The organism is Streptomyces griseosporeus (assembly GCF_014656055.1).
Classification (GTDB): Bacteria; Actinomycetota; Actinomycetes; order Streptomycetales; family Streptomycetaceae; genus Streptomyces; species Streptomyces griseosporeus.
This window is the reverse complement of the sequence record NZ_BNBR01000006.1, coordinates 273380-292328: the sequence shown is the minus strand read 5'-3', so window position 1 is coordinate 292328 and position 18949 is coordinate 273380. Positions and strand designations below refer to the sequence as shown.

14 protein-coding genes are annotated in these 18949 nt (G+C 72.0%); 9 read left to right on the top strand and 5 right to left on the bottom strand.

Features of this window, described 5'->3' with window-relative positions:
• Positions 1–47 precede the first annotated feature (47 nt).
• Together IE308_RS27910 and IE308_RS27905 are read left to right on the top strand one after the other, a co-directional pair.
• Positions 48–446, top strand: a complete 399-nt coding sequence (locus tag IE308_RS27910; protein ID WP_190220038.1) for a hypothetical protein — start codon at positions 48–50, stop codon at positions 444–446.
• Positions 443–913: a protease inhibitor I42 family protein gene (locus IE308_RS27905; protein WP_190220037.1), complete on the top strand. Its 471-nt coding sequence runs from the start codon at positions 443–445 to the stop codon at positions 911–913. Before IE308_RS27910 ends, IE308_RS27905 begins: the two co-directional genes overlap by 4 nt.
• Positions 914–919: 6 nt before the next feature.
• On the opposite strand, the gene IE308_RS27900 is transcribed toward IE308_RS27905, so the two are convergent.
• Positions 920–2428, bottom strand: a complete 1509-nt coding sequence (locus tag IE308_RS27900; protein WP_190220036.1) for a CehA/McbA family metallohydrolase — start codon at positions 2426–2428, stop codon at positions 920–922.
• Positions 2429–2669: 241 nt separating this feature from the next.
• Here IE308_RS27900 and IE308_RS27895 point away from each other — a divergent pair, with 241 nt between their 5' ends.
• Positions 2670–5255, top strand: coding sequence for a bifunctional FO biosynthesis protein CofGH (locus IE308_RS27895; protein ID WP_190220035.1), 2586 nt, complete (start codon positions 2670–2672; stop codon positions 5253–5255).
• A gap of 105 nt (positions 5256–5360) precedes the next feature.
• Entirely contained in the window at positions 5361–5933 is a 573-nt protein-coding gene (locus tag IE308_RS27890) for a hypothetical protein (protein WP_110628773.1), read from the top strand.
• On the opposite strand, the gene IE308_RS27885 is transcribed toward IE308_RS27890, so the two are convergent.
• The gene (locus IE308_RS27885; protein ID WP_190220034.1) at positions 5930–6439 is read right to left on the bottom strand and encodes a DUF2165 domain-containing protein; all 510 of its coding nucleotides are present in this window, start codon (positions 6437–6439) and stop codon (positions 5930–5932) included. The genes IE308_RS27890 and IE308_RS27885 overlap by 4 nt on opposite strands.
• A gap of 205 nt (positions 6440–6644) precedes the next feature.
• On the opposite strand from IE308_RS27885, the gene IE308_RS27880 reads away from it, so the two are divergent.
• Together IE308_RS27880 and IE308_RS27875 are read left to right on the top strand one after the other, a co-directional pair.
• The gene (locus tag IE308_RS27880) at positions 6645–8768 is read left to right on the top strand and encodes a LamG-like jellyroll fold domain-containing protein (protein WP_229909227.1); all 2124 of its coding nucleotides are present in this window, start codon (positions 6645–6647) and stop codon (positions 8766–8768) included.
• A gap of 164 nt (positions 8769–8932) precedes the next feature.
• The gene (locus tag IE308_RS27875; RefSeq protein ID WP_110628772.1) at positions 8933–10048 is read left to right on the top strand and encodes an ADP-ribosylglycohydrolase family protein; all 1116 of its coding nucleotides are present in this window, start codon (positions 8933–8935) and stop codon (positions 10046–10048) included.
• A 13-nt stretch (positions 10049–10061) separates the two neighbouring features.
• On the opposite strand, the gene IE308_RS27870 is transcribed toward IE308_RS27875, so the two are convergent.
• The 3 genes from IE308_RS27870 to IE308_RS27860 all read right to left on the bottom strand — a co-directional run bounded on the left by IE308_RS27870 (position 10062) and on the right by IE308_RS27860 (position 16267).
• Positions 10062–11627 carry a sodium:solute symporter family protein gene (locus IE308_RS27870; RefSeq protein WP_190220033.1) on the bottom strand — a complete coding sequence of 522 codons (1566 nt, stop codon included), beginning with the start codon at positions 11625–11627 and terminating at the stop codon, positions 10062–10064.
• A 175-nt stretch (positions 11628–11802) separates the two neighbouring features.
• On the bottom strand, positions 11803–13683 hold the full coding sequence (locus IE308_RS27865; RefSeq protein WP_110628770.1) for a DUF8823 domain-containing protein: 1881 nt from the start codon (positions 13681–13683) through the stop codon (positions 11803–11805).
• Between the two features lie 169 nt (positions 13684–13852).
• Positions 13853–16267: a D-alanyl-D-alanine carboxypeptidase gene (locus tag IE308_RS27860; RefSeq protein WP_190220032.1), complete on the bottom strand. Its 2415-nt coding sequence runs from the start codon at positions 16265–16267 to the stop codon at positions 13853–13855.
• A 225-nt stretch (positions 16268–16492) separates the two neighbouring features.
• Here IE308_RS27860 and IE308_RS27855 point away from each other — a divergent pair, with 225 nt between their 5' ends.
• From IE308_RS27855 to IE308_RS27845, 3 genes are all read left to right on the top strand, one after another.
• Positions 16493–17242 (top strand): GOLPH3/VPS74 family protein, encoded by a 750-nt coding sequence (locus IE308_RS27855; protein WP_110628768.1) that lies wholly within the window; start codon positions 16493–16495, stop codon positions 17240–17242.
• Positions 17243–17565: 323 nt separating this feature from the next.
• Positions 17566–18426 (top strand): helix-turn-helix domain-containing protein, encoded by an 861-nt coding sequence (locus tag IE308_RS27850; RefSeq protein WP_110628767.1) that lies wholly within the window; start codon positions 17566–17568, stop codon positions 18424–18426.
• 216 nt (positions 18427–18642) lie between these two features.
• Positions 18643–18834 (top strand): DUF397 domain-containing protein, encoded by a 192-nt coding sequence (locus IE308_RS27845; RefSeq protein WP_110628766.1) that lies wholly within the window; start codon positions 18643–18645, stop codon positions 18832–18834.
• Positions 18835–18949 lie beyond the last annotated feature (115 nt).

The following is an 18949-nucleotide window of genomic DNA, read 5'->3' as shown; positions in this document are numbered from 1 at the left end:
CTCCGCCTGCCCCGACCTCACGACGACGAGACGACCGGAAGCCCGCCATGCCGCCCTCCGCCTCCCGCACCGACGACGAACTCCTCGCCGCCACCGACGTCGGCGTCCTGCTCCGCTACGGCCTCGCCCAGGACGCCTTCCGCCCCGCCCTGTTCGGGGACGGCGCCGTCGCCGCCGCGGTGACCCTGGACCGGATGGGCGTGGTGCCCCGCTCGATGGCCTTCGTCGCGAAGGTCGCCCGGGCCGGCGGCCTGGCCTACGCGGCCGCCCTGCCGGAGCCGCTGCCCTCGCCGCGCGCGTCGGCGGTGCTGCGCGACTGGCTGGAGACGGCGGCGCGCGCCGCCACCACCCCGGACGGGGAGCGGCACGGCGCCCGCTGGCTGGCCGCGGTCGCCGAGATCATGGGGATGCGGGTGGACAGCCGCGGCGCGGGCCGCCGGCCGTGAGGCGCCCGGCCCGCCGGCTCACGGCCGCCGCCGCACTCCTCCTGCCGCTCACCGCGGGATGCGACGACGGCCCCGCCGCGCCCGCCCGCTACGGCCCGGCCGACGCCCGGATCACCGCCCACGTCGGCGACCGCTTCGAGATCGCCGTGCAGGCCAACGCCTCCACCCGCGAGGAGTGGCACCTGGTGGCGCCGGGGCCGTCCGCGCCGGTGGTCCGCGGCGGCGGCTCCCGCACCGAGACCGACCCCGGCACCGAGGAGATGGACGGCGCCCCGCACACCGTCGTCTTCACGTTCGAGGCCGCGGGCCCGGGCAGCGCCCGCATTGTGCTCCTGCACTGCACCTTCGCCGCACCCTGCGACGGCCGTACGCCGGTTTCGACCCCCACTCCGACCGTGACCCCCACTCCGACCGCCAGCCCCACCCCCCGCCCCGAGCGCCGCGTCTACACCGTCACCGTCGGCTGACGCGGCTCACCGCCGGCGCCCCAGGAAGATCGGGTTGGTGAACGCGGCCAGCGCCCCCGGCACCGGTCCCGCCGCCGTCTCGTGCCGCAGCTCGGCGCGGACGTACGCCGCGTACGAGGGCGTCGTACGCCACTCCACCACCCCCGTCCCGGACACCGGCAGCGGCGCGGACGTGAACAGGACGCCCTGGTCGGTGACCAGGCGGACCGTGCAGCGCGGGGCCCCGGTGACCTCCAGGCGGACGGTGACCGGGGTGTCCCGGCCGGTCTCCAGCCGCTCCCCGATCCCGGCGTGCTCACCGCGGCCGCCGCTCGCGGTGAAGGACAGCGACACGCGGGAGGACTCGGCGACGTAGGAGCGGCCCGCCCGGATGCCCTCCTGGATCGCCTCGCGGGTCAGGTCGTCGGCGAGGACGACCGTCTGCGGATGCCCGACCGTGTCCGGGTCGCGGTGCGCGTCGCTGTTGCCCATCGCCGGGATCCAGTCGCGCCCGTCCCGGACGGAGGCGACGAGCATGCCGTCCCAGTCGGCGAGCGCCACCTCGTCGTCGGGCGTGTACGGCCCGTTCCACACCTCCACCGCGTCCGCCTCGCCGAAGCCGAACTTCCAGTTGCAGCCGACACAGGTGGCGTGCGGGTGGGCCGGTACGACGAGCCCGCCGGCCTGGCGGATGCGGCGGGCGAACCGGCCGAAGCGGTTGTCGCGGGCCCGGTAGCGCCAGTCGACGAAGGTGCCCGGGTCGGTGCCGAGCGCGACGACGTGCCCGTTGCGGGTGGTGACCTCCTCGCCCAGCATCACCAGCAGGTCGTCCCCGGCCACGTCGGCCCAGTGCGGGTGCGCGGAGTGCGTGTTGTGCTCGGAGCTGTTGATGAAGTCCAGCCCTGCCGCGCGGGCCAGCGCCCCGATCTCGGCGGGGGTGCGGCGGCCGTCGGAGTACCAGGAGTGCAGATGGCAGTCCCCGCGGTACCAGGCCCGGCCCCGCCCCCGGGCCCGCTCCGGCGGGTACACCGGCTCCGGCGTCTCGCCGGGGTCGCCGTGGGTGAGCGTGACGGTGATCTCGTACGACAGACCCTGCGGGGCGACCGTGTACGGGCCGAGCGCGATGTGCCAGGTGCCCTCCCGCACCGGGCCCGGCACATAGCCCGGCGTGGCGTCGTCGGCGCGGACGAAGAACTCCGTGCGCGCCCCGCCCGACCAGCCGCGGAAGCCCTCCCCGCCGAGCGCGGTGCCGCGCTGGTCGAAGAGGCCGATGTCGAGGGCGTTGCCCGGGGTGCCGGCGGGCACGGCGGGCCGGTCGTAGGTGTAGGAGACCCTGATCTCCCATACGCCGGAGGGTACTTCGAGGGGCACGTACACGAAGTCGGGGGCGCCCGGCGGCAGCGTGCCGCGGATCGTCCTCGTCTGCCGGTCGCCGTCGGCCGCTGCAGCGAAGCTCACGCTTCCCAACGTAAGCGCTGCGGCGGCCCCCGTCACGAACAGGGCGCGTCGGCCCAGGCCGCGGTCGTCCTCGCACATGCTGCGTCTCCCAGGTGTCGTCAAGGACAGGGCAGGGTGGTGCGGGGGTGGTGCGTGCAACCCTCGTATTGAGCCGTGAACTCCCGTGCAAGGGAAGGGAATCGGCGCCTTTCGGCGGACCGGCAGGCGGATGCCGGACAGGCCGGGAGCGGGCGGGTCGGCACACGCGTCCCGGACGCGGCGGCCGGTCGGGCGGCGGTACGGCCCCGGGAAACGATCAGTGCGCTCGTATGCTCGAAGGATGACGACTTCCGCGACCTCCGGAACCGGCCCGACCGAGAACGCCCTGCGTCGCGCCCTCAGACGGGCCCGGGACGGCGTCGCCCTGGACGTCGCCGAGGCGGCGGTGCTGCTCCAGGCGCGCGGCGCGCACCTGGAGGACCTGGCCGCGTCGGCCGCCCGGGTGCGGGACGCGGGCCTCGCACAGGCCGGCCGCCCCGGCGTGATCACGTACTCCAAGAGTGTCTTCATCCCGCTGACCCGGCTGTGCCGGGACAAGTGCCACTACTGCACGTTCGTGACCGTGCCGGGCAAGCTGCGCCGCGCCGGGCACGGGATGTTCATGTCGCCGGACGAGGTGCTGGACATCGCCCGGCGCGGTGCCGCGCTCGGCTGCAAGGAGGCGCTGATCACGCTCGGCGACAAGCCGGAGGACCGCTGGCCGGAGGCGCGCGAGTGGCTGGACGCGCACGGCTACGACGACACGATCGCGTACGTCCGTGCCGTCTCGATCCGCATCCTGGAGGAGACGGGCCTGCTGCCGCACCTCAACCCGGGCGTGCTGTCGTGGACGGACTTCCAGCGACTGAAGCCGGTGGCGCCGTCGATGGGCATGATGCTGGAGACGACGGCGACCCGCCTGTGGTCGGAGCCGGGCGGCCCGCACTACGGCTCCCCGGACAAGGAACCGGCCGTGCGCCTGCGGGTGCTGGAGGACGCGGGCCGCTCGTCCGTGCCCTTCACCTCGGGGCTGCTGATCGGCATCGGGGAGACGTACGAGGAGCGCGCGGAGTCCCTGTTCGCCCTGCGCAAGGTCTCCCGGGCCTACCACGGCATCCAGGAGCTGATCATCCAGAACTTCCGCGCCAAGCCGGACACAGCGATGCGCGGCATGCCGGACGCGGAACTCGACGAGCTGGTCGCGACGGTCGCCGTGGCCCGGCACATCATGGGCCCGTCCGCCTGCCTCCAGGCCCCGCCGAACCTGGTCGACGCCGAGTACGAGCGGCTGATCGGCGCGGGCATCGACGACTGGGGCGGGGTGTCCCCGCTGACCATCGACCACGTCAACCCCGAGCGGCCGTGGCCGCAGATCGAGGAGCTGGCCGCCCGCTCGGCGGCGGCCGGCTTCGAGTTGCGCGAACGCCTCTGTGTCTACCCGGAGTTCGTGCGGCGCGGCGAGCCCTGGCTGGACCCGCGGCTGCTGCCGCACGTGCGGGCGCTGGCCGACCCGGAGACCGGGCTGGCCCTCCCGGACGCGGTGGTCGAGGGCCGCCCCTGGCAGGAGCCGGAGGAGGTGTTCGTGGCGTCCGGCCGCACCGACCTGCACAGCGCGATCGACACCGAGGGCCGCAGCGGCGACCGGCGCGCGGACTTCGACGAGGTGTACGGCGACTGGGAGGCGCTGCGCGAGGCGGCGGCGCCCGGCATGGCGCCGGAGCGCATCGACGCGGACGTACGGCAGGCGCTGGCGACGGCGGCCGACGACCCGACGAGGCTGACGGACGCCGAGGCCCTGGCCCTGCTGCACGCGGACGGCCCGGCGCTGGACGCGCTGTGCAGGGTGGCCGACGACGTCCGGAAGTCGGCGGTCGGCGACGACGTGACGTACATCGTCACGCGGAACATCAACTTCACCAACGTCTGCTACACGGGCTGCCGTTTCTGCGCGTTCGCCCAGCGCCGCACCGACGCCGACGCCTACACGCTCTCCCTGGACCAGGTCGCCGACCGCGCCCAGCAGGCGTGGGAGGTCGGCGCGGTCGAGGTGTGCATGCAGGGCGGCATCCACCCGGACCTGCCGGGCACGGCGTACTTCGACATCGCCCGGGCGGTGAAGGAGCGCGTCCCCGGCATGCATGTGCATGCCTTCTCCCCGATGGAGGTGGTCAACGGCGCCACCCGCACCGGGATGTCGATCCGGGAGTGGCTGACGGCGGCCAAGGAGGCCGGTCTGGACACGATCCCGGGCACGGCAGCGGAGATCCTCGACGACGAGGTCCGCTGGATCCTGACCAAGGGCAAACTGCCCGCGGCCACCTGGATCGAGGTCATCGAGACCGCGCACGAGCTGGGCATCCGCTCCTCCTCGACGATGATGTACGGCCACGTGGACCAGCCCCGCCACTGGCTGGGCCACCTGCGCACCCTGGCCGGCATCCAGCAGCGCACGGGCGGCTTCACGGAGTTCGTCACGCTGCCCTTCGTGCACACGAACGCGCCGGTCTACCTGGCGGGCATCGCGCGTCCGGGCCCGACGCTCCGCGACAACCGCGCGGTGACGGCGATGGCCCGCCTCCTCCTCCACCCCTGGATCCCGAACATCCAGACGAGCTGGGTGAAGCTGGGCACGGAGGGCGCGGCCGAGATGCTCCGCTCCGGCGCGAACGACCTCGGCGGGACGCTGATGGAGGAGACGATCTCCCGCATGGCGGGCAGCTCCTACGGCTCCTACAAGTCGGTCCGCGACCTGATCGCGGTCGCCGACGCGGCGGGCCGCCCGGCGAAGCCCCGCACCACCCTCTACGGCGAGGTCCCGGAGGAACGGCAGCGGACGGCGGCGGCATCCGACGGGCACCTGCCGGAACTCCTGCCGGTACTGGACTGACGCACGGCCCCGGGCCCCGGCCGAGGCCACCGGGCAGGCACCGCGCAGTACGATGATCCGACCCTCGGTGCCGTCCGGTACCGGGGCCGGAGACTGAGGAGATGCGTGCCCGTGCCTGCCCTGCGGCTTCCCTCGTGGGCCTGGGTCACCGGTCTGACCGTGGGTGCGGTCGCCGCGGTCGCGGTCCTGGCGGTCCAGGCCGACCAGGGCCCGAAGCCGACGGCGGTGGCCACCCGTCCGAGCGCACAGGCAACGGCGTCGCCGTCCGCGCGGCCGAACCCGGCGCCGACCGCGGTCAAGGTCCCGGACGGCTCCGGCACCGGCCGCCGTATCGTCTACTCCCTCGGCCAGAAGCGGGTCTGGCTGATCGACGCGAGCGACGCCCCGCGCCGCACCTTCGCCGTCTGGCCGGGCACGGTCAGCCCCGACCCGGGCACGTACACGGTCTCCGTCCGGCGGGACGCGACGACCGGCTCCGACGGCGTGCCGATCGAGCACATCGTCTACTTCACGGCCAAGTCCGGCCTGTCCATAGCCTTCTCCAACGCCGTCGACGGCGCCTCCCCGCCCGCCCCGGCCTCCGGGACCAGGACGGGCGGCATCCGCATGGGCAAGCCCGACGGCACGGCCCTGTGGGCGTTCGCGACGACGGGCACGACGGTGACGGTGGTCGGCTAGTCCGGCCGGCCCGGCCCGCGCTCACCCGCGGGCAGCTGATTGACGAGCAGCACGACCCCGCTGATCAGGAAGATCCGGGTGGCGGCATCCAGCCCGTTCCAGTCCTTCGACTGCCACATCGCGAACCACTCACCGCCGATCGCGATGAACCCGGCCCCGAACAGCAGCATCAGCATGAGCAGCCCGTACGTGGCCCACTGCCGGCCCCTCCCGTGGGCACCCCGCGCCCAGAACCAGGTCCCGGCGACGAGCACGAGGGCGGCCACGGTCTCCCAGACGATGATCGCGACATAGGCGGCGTTCTGCAGCCCCTCACTGGTGACGGCCCGCCACATGAGGTCGTCGTCCTTGAACGTGGTGTCCATGGCCAGAACATGCTGCACGAACGCCTGATTGGTCCCAAAGTCGGTGATGTTCCCGAAGGCGACGAGCCCGATGTAGAGAGCGAGCGTCCCGGTCAACAGCCCGGCAGCGAGCGGGACTATGCGTGTGGTGGGGGTGGTCATGCAGATCATTTACCGCACGTCGGGGCGGGAGAGGGAGGCATTGAGCCAGAACGGCTCTCTTGCCGGGCAGTTGATCCGGAAAACGCCTTCGAGGATGTCGGTGCCCGCTGTTAGTTTGCACCGGCTCACAAGATCCAGGGACCGCCGGAAGGTCCAGGGGAGGGGAGAAACGGTGAGACGGTGGAGATCCGGCCGCGGAAGACTTCTGGCGGCGGGTTGCGCCGCGGTGGCGTTCGTGGCGGGCACGTCCGGCGTCGCCGCGGCAGTCGACAACCTGCCGCCGAAGCAGCCGCTGGTCGGCGACCTGAAGACGGATAGCAAGGCGTGCGGGACGGGGGACGAAAAGGCGTACGTCGGCGGGGCGCCGCGATTGAGCGCGGCACTGTACGACCCCGTCGAGGACGACCGGCCCGGTGAGGTCACCATGGTCAAGGGCGAGTACGAGGTGTGGTGGACGGGCCCTGACGGGGTGGAGCAGCGGCTCACCCACACCATGCCCGGGATGCCCTCGGGGTTCCGGCAGCCGTGGCAGGTGCCCGACGGCATCCCGGCGAACACGGTCGTCTCGTGGCACGTCCGCGCCTTCGACGGCACGGCGTACTCGCCGTGGAGTTCCGAAGGCGACGGGACCGTCTGCGAGTTCGTGTACGACGACGAGGCACCGCAGAAGGCGGCGATCGACGCACTGGACTACCCGCCGGACGCGTGGTCGGTCGACGGCGTGGGTGTGTACGGGCACTTCACCGTGAACTCACCCTCCGACGACGTCGTGGCCTATGACTACAACTTCATCGGCGGCCCGTACGGCACCGCCCGGCCGGACCGGCTCGGTGGCAGCGCCACCATCTCCTTCCTGCCCGACCGCACTGGCCCGCAGACGCTGACGGTTATGGCCGTCGACCGTGCCGGACACCGCAGTGCCGCGTCCAGGTACGAATTCTTCGTGCGGCGTGGTCGCGCCCCCGTCGCCCACTGGACGCTGGCCGACCCCGCCGGCTCCACGAGCGCGGGCGCCGAGACAGGCACCGCCGCGCGGGCCGGCTCCGGCGTGACGTTCGGCGCCCAGGCGCCCCAGGGCACCGCCCTCGCCTCCACGGCGAGGCTGGACGGCAGCAGCCACGGCTACCTCACCCCGGACGCCCCCGCCGTCGCCGACCCGCGCAGGACCTTCGCGGTCGGCGCCTGGGTCCGCCCCGCCCAGACCGACCGGAACATGACCGTCGCGAGCCAGGACGCGGGCCAGTCCGCGAGCTTCGCGCTCGGCCTGCGTGCCCGGGACGGCGTACCGACCTGGTCGTTCACCGTGGGCGGCGTCCAGCTGACCGGCGGGACACCGGAGACCGGCGAATGGGCCCACCTGCTCGGCGTGTACGACGCCGAGACCGGCCGGGCACGGCTGTACGTCAACGGCCACCAGACCGGAACCGAGGCCCAGGCCGCGCCCGCCGCGACGGCCGGCGCATTCCAGCTCGGCCGCGTCCGCGACGGCCAGGGATACCACGACCGCTGGCACGGTGAGCTGGGAGACGTCCGGGTCCACGACCGCGTGGTCGTGCCGGGCGAGGCCACCGAACTGTCCTCCCGCAAGCCCCGGCTGCTGGGCCACTGGTCCCTGGAGACGGCAGCGGACGGAACGAGTCCGGAACTGTACGGCGGGACCCCCCTGCGGCTGGGGCCGGGCGCGACGATCCACCGCGGGCCGGACGGCTCCTGCATCCCGGACATCGACCCGGACTGCCCCGCGATCCCCTACGCGCTGGTCGGCGACGGCCATCTGACGCTCGACGGCGAGTCCGCGTACGCGGCGACCGAAGGTCCCGTCGTCGACACGTCGGACAGCTTCACCCTCGGCGTGGTCGTGCGGCTGGCGGACTCCGAACCGGCGCACCCGGTGACCCTACTGTCGCAGGCCGGCGAGCACACCGACGCCTTCAAGGTGCGCTACGAGCCGTCGGCACACGCCTGGCAGCTGGTGATGCCGCAGCGGGACGAGCAGGGCGCTCCCGGGAGCGTGGTGGCCCAGACCGCCATGGCCGACGACGGCGAGGGACAGGGGCACCGGATCGCCGTCGTGTACGACGACGCCACCGACAAGATCACGCTCTACCTCGACGGGCATGCCACGATCGGCTCGACCGCCGACCTCCCCGACGGCTGGCGCAGCTCGGGTCCTCTCCAGGTCGGCCGGGGTCACACCGGTGACGGGTGGTGGGGCGAGTACCTGCACGGTGACGTGGACGAGGTGCAGGCCTTCTCCGGCGTTCTGGGCGAGCACGACATCAGCCAGCTGGGCTGGGGCACCGAGCCGTGCCTGTGCTGGTACGGCTGAACCGAGCATCACCCGACGGCCGCCGGCTCTCGCATGCAGGAGACCCGGCGGCCCTCTCCTGACCGTTCCGGCGGTGTCTCCCTTTCTTCGGTGCCCTCAACCGACCGTTCCCGTTCGATTACAGTGCTGGCGTCGTACATGCGGACGGTTCCCGGGAGGTCGTGGTGGGTGGGGCAGCCGGGGCCGTCTGGGGGCGGGTCGAGCAGCAGGACTTTCGGAGCCGGGTGCGCGGGACCCTGTTGGGGGCGGCCCTGGGGGACGCGCTCGGGGCGCCGGTCGACGCGGACGGGGTCGAGGAGATCCGGGAGCGGTGCGGGGCCGAGGGGGTCGTGGATCTCGTACCGGCGTACGGGCGGCGCGGTGCCGTCACCCACCTCACCCAGCTGACGCTGTTCACCGTGGACGGGCTCATACGGGCCCAGGTGCGGCGGGACACCGGGGCCTGGCATCCGCCGACCGATCTGCACCGGGCGTACCTGCGGTGGGCCGCCACCCAGCGGGACTGGGGGCCCGACGAGCGGCGCAAGGAGGACGGGTGGCTCGCCCGGGAGGAGTGGCTGTACGCGCGGCGGGACCCGAGCCGCGCCCTGCTGCTCGGGCTGGGGGACGACCGTATGGGCACGCCCGGCGCGCCGAAGAATCCCGGCGCCGACGGGCCCGAGGCCGTCGCCCGTTCCGCGCCCTTCGGGCTGCTCGTCGGCTGGGAGCCGCAGCTCGTCGTCCAGCTCGCGCTGGAGTGCGCCACCCACACCCACGGGCACCCCGTGGCCTGCCTGGCGGCCGGTGCGTACGCCGCCGTCGTGCACGGGCTGGCCCGCGGCGAGAGCCTCGACGGTGCCGTGCAGCACGCGCTCGCGCTGCTCGCGCAGCGGCCGGGCCACGAGCCGGTGTCGGACGGTCTGCAGCACGCGCTGGGCGCGGTGCGGCAGGGCATCCCGTCGCCCGCCCGGGTGGCCGGGCTCGCCGGGAACGGCGCCGCCGACGGGGTCCTCGCCGCCGCCGTCTACTGCGCCCTCGTCGGCGAGGACGTACGGCACGGTCTGCGGCTGGCCGTCAACCAGGACGGCCCCTCGGCCGCGACCGCCGCGCTCGCCGGCGGGTTGCTCGGCGCGCTGCACGGCGAGACGGCCCTCCCGCCGGCCTGGCTGGCCGAGCTGGAGGGCCGTCCCACGATCCTGGAACTCGCCGACGACTTCGCCATGGAGATGACCCAGGGTCCTGCCCTGCACGGACCGGCGGCGGCCTCCCCGGGGTGGCTGGCGCGGTATCCGCGGGCGTAAGACGCCGGCTGAGCTAGTCCTTCGCGGGCACCGCGTCCTCCACCGCACCCGCCGGGGCCGGGATCGCCGCCGCCGTCGCGTCGTCGCCGCCGTTGATGCGCTCGATCAGGGCGATCCGCTCCGGGGTGTCCTCCGGCTTGAGGTAGCCGATGAGGATGTAGAGGACGAGGGAGACCGCCAGCGGGATGGACACCTGGTACTGGAGGGGCACACCGCCGTCGATCTGCCAGCTGATCGGGTAGTTGACCAGCCAGAAGGCCAGCAGGCCCAGCGCCCAGGAGATCAGTGCCGCGGTCGGGCCGGAGCGGCGGAACGGGCGCAGCAGGCCCAGCATCATCGGGATCGCCATCGGGCCCATCAGACCGGCCACCCACTTGATGACGACGGTGATGATGTCCTTGAACGCGGGGGAGTTGACCTGCGTCGCCGCCGCCATCGACAGGCCGAGGAAGACGACGGTCGTCACCCGGGCCGCGATCAGGCCGCTGCGCTCGTTCCACGCCCGCGCCCGCCGCCACACCACCGGCGCGCAGTCCCGGGTGAAGACGGCGGCGATCGCGTTGGCGTCGGAGGAGCACATCGCCATGGTGTGGGAGAAGAACCCGACGATGACGAGGCCCAGCAGACCGTGCGGGAGGAGCTGTTCGGTCATCAGGGCGTAGGAGTCGGAGCCGTCCGGCTTCTGCGAGGTGACCAGCAGCGGCGACATCCACATCGGGAAGAACAGCACCAGCGGCCAGACCAGCCACAGCACCGCCGACAGCCGCGCCGAGCGCTCGGCCTCGCGGGCGCTGCCGGTGGCCATGTAGCGCTGGGCCTGGTTGAGCATGCCGCCGTTGTACTCGAACAGCTTGATGAAGAGGAAGGCGAGCAGGAAGACGGTGCCGTAGTTGCCGACCAGCGGTTTCTCGTGGCCGGCGAGGGCGGGCTCGTCCCAGGCGCTGACGATGCCGAGGCCCTTGTCGTTCAGCTTCATCACGACCGCCACGAACATGGCGACCCCGGCGAGGAGCTGGATGACGAACTGCCCCAGCTCCGTCAGCGCGTCCGCCCACAGTCCGCCGATCGTGCAGTACACGGCGGTGATCGCGCCGGTGATGAGGATGCCCTGGTTCAGGCTGAGGCCCGTGAAGACCGACAGCAGGGTGGCGATCGCCGCCCACTTCGCGCCCACGTCGACGATCTTCAGCAGCATGCCGGACCAGGCGAGCGCCTGCTGGGTCGGCAGGTTGTAGCGGTTCTTCAGGTACTCCAGCGGGGAGGCCACGTGGAGCTTGGACCGCAGCCGGTTGATGCGGGGCGCGAACAGCTTCGACCCGATGGCGATGCCGAGGGCGATGGGGAACGACCAGGTGACGAAGGACGTGACGCCGTAGGTGTAGGCGATGCCCGCGTACCCGGTGAACATCACCGCGCTGTAGCCCGACATGTGGTGCGAGATGCCCGACAGCCACCACGGCATCTTCCCGCCGGCGGTGAAGAAGTCGCTGACGTTGTCGACCCGTTTGTGGGACCAGACGCCGATCACGACCATCACACCGAAGTAGCCGATGAGTACGGCCCAGTCGAGACTGTTCATGTGTTCCCTTCCAGGGTTCCGTCCTGTGAACGGCTCGCCCATGGTGGGTACGGTGAACAGGGCACGACAAGTTGGCGTCAGGTCAAGGGACAGTAAAATCGTTCGGGCTACTGTCCTGTGTTCACGTACTTGAACCGACGCTCAGTCTCGTTCGATGGTCAGCTCCGTACGGCGCTCACTTCAGCTCGTCCGGACACGGGGTCCCCCGCGGCACGGTGTACGGCGCCGCCAGACGGTACGTCCCCGCCTTCGGCGCGACCAGCAGCGTCCACCTGTCGCCCAGCGCGTCCTCCTCCGTCTCCGTCAGACACCCGTTGACGTTGTCGTACGTCTTCGGCGTCCCCTCGGGACGGTTCTTCGAGGCCTCCGTCTCCTGCGGGGCCTTGAGCTTCTTGCCCTCGGCGTCGACCAGGCTCAGCCACGGCGAGTACGGGATGCGCACCAGGATCCGCCCCGGCTCGCGCACCTCCATCGTCCACTCGCCCTGGTCCGCCCGCGTCACCACGGCGTTCGGCTCGGCCAGCGGCGCCGGGTCGGTCACCCGGAACAGCTGCCAGTTCGCGTCGCCCCACACCTGCGTCAGATACGGCAGCCCGCGCCGCACCAGCGCCCGCTCCCGCTGCCCGCCGTCCCCGTCCGGCTCGTCCTTCGGGACGACCACGTAGTGCACGGCCCAGCGCTGGAGCCACTCGTGGTAGTTCGCGGAGTTGAGCGTGTCGTCGTAGAAGAGCGGGTTGCGCTCCATGTCGGCCTGCCGGTTCCAGCCCCGGGCCAGGTTCACGTACGGCGCGAGGGCGGACGCCTCGCGGTGGGAGCGGGCCGGTACGACCTCGACGCGGCCCTTCTCGGCGCCGACCTGCTGCAGCTCGTTGACGAGCGGCGCCAGCTCACGCGACCAGGACGCGGCCGGCGCGGTGTGCACGATGTCGTCGACCGACTTGAAGCCGATCCAGACGACGAACCCGACGAAGGCCACCACGGCCGCGTACCACTTGCGCGAGCGCGGCACCGTGAACGGCAGCGCGGCGATCAGCGCCACGCCCGCGAAGAGCATCGCCAGCCGCGTGATGTTGGACCCGATCTGCGAGCTGATCAGCCACACCAGCAGCACGGCGAGCCCGTACACCGCGGCCGTGATCCGCACGGTCTTCCAGGTGCGCGGCACGAGGTAGTAGACGAACCCGGAGAACAGCAGCGGCAGGATCGCCGAGCCGAACGACATCGGCTGGGTGCCGGAGAAGGGGAACAGCCACGCCGACACCGCGACGACCGCGGTGGGCGCGAGCCCCAGCGCCCACGCGCCCGGCCGCCGCTTCTGCAGGAACAGCGCCACCGCGACCAGCCCGACGAACAGGCCCGCCACCGGCGAGGCCATCGTCGCCAGCGCGGCGAGCGGACCCGCGACGAGCGCCTTCGCCCACCGCTTGTGCCGCCAGCGGTACGGCCAGCAGAAGACGGCCGCGACCGCGCCGAGCGCGAACATCGTGCCCAGCCCGAACGTGACCCGGCCGGAGATCGCGTTGCACAGGAAGGCGAAGACGCCGGCGAGCGAGGCCCACAGCGGGTTCCTCACCACCCGGCTGCGGATCAGCACCAGGATGAGCAGCCCCGCCGACACCGTCCCGGCGATCATCATCGTCGTACGGACACCGAGCACCGACATCAGATACGGCGACACCACGCTGTACGACACCGGGTGCATACCGCCGTACCAGGCCAGGTTGTACGCCGAGTCGGGATGCCGGCCGACGAACTCGGCCCACGCGTCCTGCGCCGCCAGGTCCCCGCCGCTGTTCGCGAACGTGAAGAACCACACGATGTGCAGGACCCCGGAGAGGGCCGTCACGGACAGCACGGGATGCCGGAGCATCCGCGCGCGCAGCGCCATGAGAGGCGAGCGCCTCCCCGGCTCCGGCGCGCGCTCCCCGGGCGTCCGCTTGCGCGGTCCGTGCTGGTCCGCCGAGGGCTTTTCCGGTGCCTCAGACAGCGGTATTCGCGGGCCGCCACCCGGGCCCGGACCGGTGTCGTCGGCGCGTGTCGGCTCCGCAGTGGCCACCTGAAGGCACTCCCCGTGTCCCGTCTTCTCTTCTCTCGGCCGCGCTCCGTTTACGTCGGCTTCGACCTGTCCTGTTTCGTGACGCTAGCACGCACCCCGCCGGCGGTGGACACCGGCGAGGTGCGGCCGAGACCGCCCGCGCCCGGGGCGGCCGGGGGCGGCCCGGGGGTCAGGAGACGCGCGTCAGCTTCTGCGGGTACCCCGGCTCGACGAGGTCCTTCTGCAGGGCCACGGGGACCTTCACCGCGCCGCTGGTGCCGTCGCCGACGGTGAGCGTGCCGACCTTCGTGCCGGCCGCCGCCGCGTGCGGAACGTCACCCGCGGCGAACGACAGCCTCACCTTCAGCCCCGACCAGCCGACCGCCGTGACGTCCTCGGTGACCACGACCGGCGTACGACCGCCCAGCTGGTCGTCGACGTACCCGACCACGTCACCCTTCTTCACGATCTTCGCCGAGGTCAGCGCGTCCTGCGCGGCGCGCAGCGCGGCCTCGCTGACCTTGTTGGCCGTCGCCAGGATCGACGGCTTGGTCTGGCCGAGGACCGCGCCGACGAGCGTGACCGTCCGGCCGCCGACCTCCTTGCGGGAGGCGAAGAGCAGGTTGCCGCCGGCGGCCGTGGTGGAACCGGTCTTGATGCCGATCGCGCCCATGCGGAACGGCAGCTGGTTGTAGTTGTCGTGGTACTTGCCCGACGGGTCGGTCCAGCTGGCCTTGCTGGTGATGTCCACGAGCGCCGGGATCTTCACGACCTCACGGCCGAGCTTCACCTGGTCCCGGGCCGTGGAGACGGTGGTCTCCTTCAGCCCCGAGGGGTCCGTGTACGTCGTGTGGGTCAGGCCCAGCTCCTTGGCGGCGTCGTTCATCTTCTTGACGAACGCCGCCTCCGAGCCCGCGTCCCAGCGCGCGAGCAGCCGCGCGATGTTGTTGGCGGACGGGATCATGATGGCCGACAGGGCCTGCTTCTCGGTGAGGGTCTGGCCCGCCTTGACGGTGTTCAGCGTCGACTCGCCGTCGTCGCTGTAGCCGCCCTCCTTCTCCGCCAGCGCGTCGATCTCGATCTTCGGGCCTTCCTGCCCCACCTTCAGCGGGTGGTCGCGCAGGATGAGGTACGCGGTCATCGTCTTGGCGACCGAGCCGATCGGCACGGGCTTCTGCTCGCCGAAGCCGTCCATCCTGCCGACGCCGTCGACCTCCAGCCAGCCCTGGCCCTTGTCCGACCACGGCAGGCTCACCTTGCCGCCGTCGAAGGTGTACGCCTCCTGCCCGGTGAGCACGAGGGCGGGCGCGGGCAGCGGGCGCACAGCCTGTACGACCGCAAAGACGATCGCCAGCAGCAGCACCAGCGGCGTCCAGATCTTGACCCGGCGGGCCAGCGTGCGCAGCGGCGTCTGCGGGGGCGGCGGGGTGTTGGTCAGCTCCGCCAGCAGGTCCAGCGGCGGCTTCGGGGGAAGCGGCTGCTGGGTGGTGCGCTCCGGGCCGACCTGGGGGAGGGCGGCGGTGGCGTCGGCGGGGCTCGGGGTCTTGGGGGTCTGCGGGCTCTGCGGGGGCTTCCTGGTGGCCGGCTCATCGAGGGGCTTCAGCGCGACGAACTTGCTGGTGCGCTCGCTGTCCCGCTCGGAGGGGGCCGGCTTGTCCTGCTTGTCCTGCTTGTCGCGCTCACCCGGCTTGCCGACCTTGAGCATGGTGGTCGGCTGGTCGACGGCGGGCTTGGCGGGCTTCGCGGGCTTCGCGGGCGGGCCGAGCTTGAGCATGGTGGTGGGCTGGTCGACGGCGGGCTTGGCGGTGCCCTTGCCGGTGCCCTTGTCGGTGCCCTTGGCTTCGGGGGCGTTGTCCTCGACGTCGTCCTCGGCTTCGCCTTCGGTGCCCGCGGCTTCCGGGGCGGGGGAGTCCGTGCCCTTGCCGTCGGCTTCGGCGGGCGCCTCGCTGTCCTCGCCGGCGTCCTGGTCGTCCTGGTCGCCCTGGTCGTCCTGGCTGTCCTCGGCGGTCTGCGCGTCGTCGGTGTCCTCGGCGGTCTCCGCGCTGTCGGCGCTGTCGGCGCCCTCAGCCGTCTCCGCGTCCTCCGCGTCCTCCGCGCCCTTCTCGCCCTTCCCGTCCGGCGTCGACGTCACCCACTTGGCCACGGCCGCCCGCAGGCGCTCGTCGCGCTCCGCGTTCCCCGAGTCGCCGTCCGTCGGGTCACCGTCGCGGGAGCCGTCCTCGGCCTCGTCCGCGCCGGAGGCACTCGCGGAGTCCGCGTCCTCCGCATCCTCCCCGGCACCGGCCTCCGCCTCGGAGTCCTCCTCGGCGTCCTCGTCGTCGTCCTCGGCGTCACCGGCGCGACCGGAGTCCCCGGCCCCCGCCTCCGCCGTCCGTTCCGTCCGCTCGGGGATCGACAGCACCCGGGTGGCCGTGTCCACGCCCCCGCGGGGGGACCCCGTGGCCGCCTCCTCGCGGGAGAGGGTCAGGCGCGGATCGCCGGAGTCCCCGCGCTCCCCGTCCCGGGCCTCGGGAACCGGAACCGCGCTCCCCGACGTCGGTTCCGCCGACGACTCGCGCTGCTTCGACCTGTCGGGGGACTCGCCCGCCACCGATGCCTCCTCCATGCGCCGCACGCCTTGGCGCGCTACCGAACCCAACCGTGAATCGCCGGCCCGGACACCGTCGTACGACACTGTCCGAACCATGTACCAGTGTCCTGTGTGAGGGCTTGGCTCCTGCGGTAGACGAGAACGACATACCTGCCGGTTCCCTCACAAACAGGTCACGCACCCTCGACAGACCAATGTGAGAGGGGTCACCCTGTCATTCATCCACGCGGGGAGGCATGGATGGGCAGGAGCCGCAGAACACTTCCGGAGGAGCTTCTGCTGCTGGCACTGGACCCGGCCACGGGTACCACTGCACAGCCGCAGTCGCTCGACCTCGGTCTGGCCGGAGCACAGCTAGTGGAGCTGGCGCTGGCCGGACGGATAGCCCCAGACGGGGATCGTATCGCCGTGGTGTCCCCACGGCCGACTGGAGATCCGACACTGGACTGCGCGTTGGAGTTGCTGCGAAGGCGTGGCGCTCCGGTGCGTGCCGTCCACTGGATCGGCGGGCCGCGTCTCGGGCTCCGCCAGACCTACCTCTCGCATCTGGAGCGGTGCGGCATGGTGCATGCCGTGGCGGGCCAGATGTGCGGGGTCTTGCCGACGACGCGCTACCAGGCGACGGACACGGCGATCAGCCGGGAGATCAGGGCCCGGCTGGATTCGGCGATCCGGACCGGCGTACCGCCGGACCCGCGCACCGCCGCGCTCGCCGCGCTGGCCCACGCGGTCGGACTCGGCAAGCACCTGTACCCGGGCAACGAGGGACGCTCGTCCCGCTCCCGGCTCAGGGACCTGATCCGGCACGACCCGATGGGCGGCCTCGTCGCGCACGCCGTGATGGACGTCCAGAACGGTGTGGCGGCCCAGCCGCGCCGCTCTCCGGCAGGCCGCCAGGCCGCCGCCGGGGGCAGGGCGGCGACGGAACCCGCTCGTGGCGTTCCGGTGCAGCCGCACCGCGGATCGATGGCCCGCGCCGTGGCCCACTGAGCCGCAGTCCCACGGCACGGACGGTCCATGGCACGGACGGTCCACCGCACAGCACGACCCTCAGCACAGCCCGGCACGACCCAGCACGACGCACAGACCCGTTCGGGAGCCGCGCGCCGCGCGGGGCGGCACGGCCGTACGTCCGACAGGACACGGCCCGCCGCCCCGCGCGGACGCATGTCCGGGACACCTCAGCCGCATATCCCGGGTTTCCCAGCGGTAGGAAGCACCTTGGTGGCAGTCTGCTCAACAGCAGATACGCATAGTTGCAAGTACAAGCCAGTACACCCGAGTACAGGCATGCAGCCGGAGGTGCACGTCCCGTGGCGTCCAATGTCAATCCCACCGTCAGGCGGCGCCGGCTGGGCCAGGAGCTGCGCAGGCTCCGCGAGCTCAAGGGCATGACGGCCGAAGAGGTCGCCGAGCGGCTGCTCGTGTCCCAGTCGAAGATCAGCCGGCTGGAGAACGGGCGGCGCAGCATCAGCCAGCGCGACGTCCGCGACCTGTGCAACGTGTACGAGGTCGAGGACCAGCGGATCGTCGACTCGCTGATGCAGATGGCCAAGGACTCCCGGCAGCAGGGCTGGTGGCACACCTTCGGCGACATCCCCTACAGCGTCTACATCGGCCTGGAGACGGACGCGGCCAGCCTGCGCGTGTACGACCCGCAGGTGGTCCCCGGCCTGCTCCAGACCCGCCAGTACGCGGAGGCGCTCATCGCGGGCGCGCTGCCGGAGACGGCACCGGCGGACATCGAGAAGCGGGTGCAGGTGCGGATGCGCCGGCAGGAACGAATCACCGCCCCGGAGAACCCGCTGCGGCTGTGGACGGTCCTGGACGAGGCGGCGCTGCGCCGGGTGGTCGGCAACAAGGCGCTGATGCGGGAGCAGTTGGAGCATCTGGTGGAGCAGTCGCAGCTGCCGCACGTCACCGTGCAGGTCATCCCGTTCGAGATGGGCGCGCATCCCGGCCTCAACGGCCAGTACGCGATCCTGGAGTTCCCGGACGCGGCCGACTCCAGCGTCGTCTACATCGAGGGCGTCACCAGCGACCTGTACCTGGAGAAGGCGAACGACGTGCAGAAGTACAGCGTGATGTACGAGCACCTGCGCGCCCAGGCGCTGAACGTGGAGCAGTCCCTGCAGTTCATCCAGAAGATCGCGAAGGAGTACGCCGACGACTGAGGGCGCGGCTGAGGGGACGGCTGAGGAGGCTCCCGTCCGGGTGGCGCCGCACAGTACACCCTTGCCCGGCTCGGATGGAAGTCTCCACTGGAATATGCCATCCAACGAGTGAATAGTCGCTTCGTAGGCCGATGTTGGCGAGTAGCGTCGATCACGCCATCGAGCAACAAGGTTGGCGGAAACCGAGCAACTCACCAGAGGTAACACGGAGCAAAAATGGCAATTCGTCAGGGCGCCACGGACACCTGGACCAAGTCCTCGTACTCCACGGGTAACGGCGCGTGCGTCGAGATCAAGTCGCCGGTGGTCGAGGCCATGGCCGTACGGGACTCCAAGGTCCCCCAGGGTCCCACCCTGTCCTTCCCCGCCGAGGCGTGGAACGTCTTCGTCGCATCGGTCAAGGCGTAGGGGGCGGGTCTGTCTGAGACTCGCCGCTCGCACACAACTGGATAAGCACGACAGAACGAGCCCTCTCGACCAGAATCGCCGTCCTAGCCGAGGGGGCTCATCTGTACTCACCGCA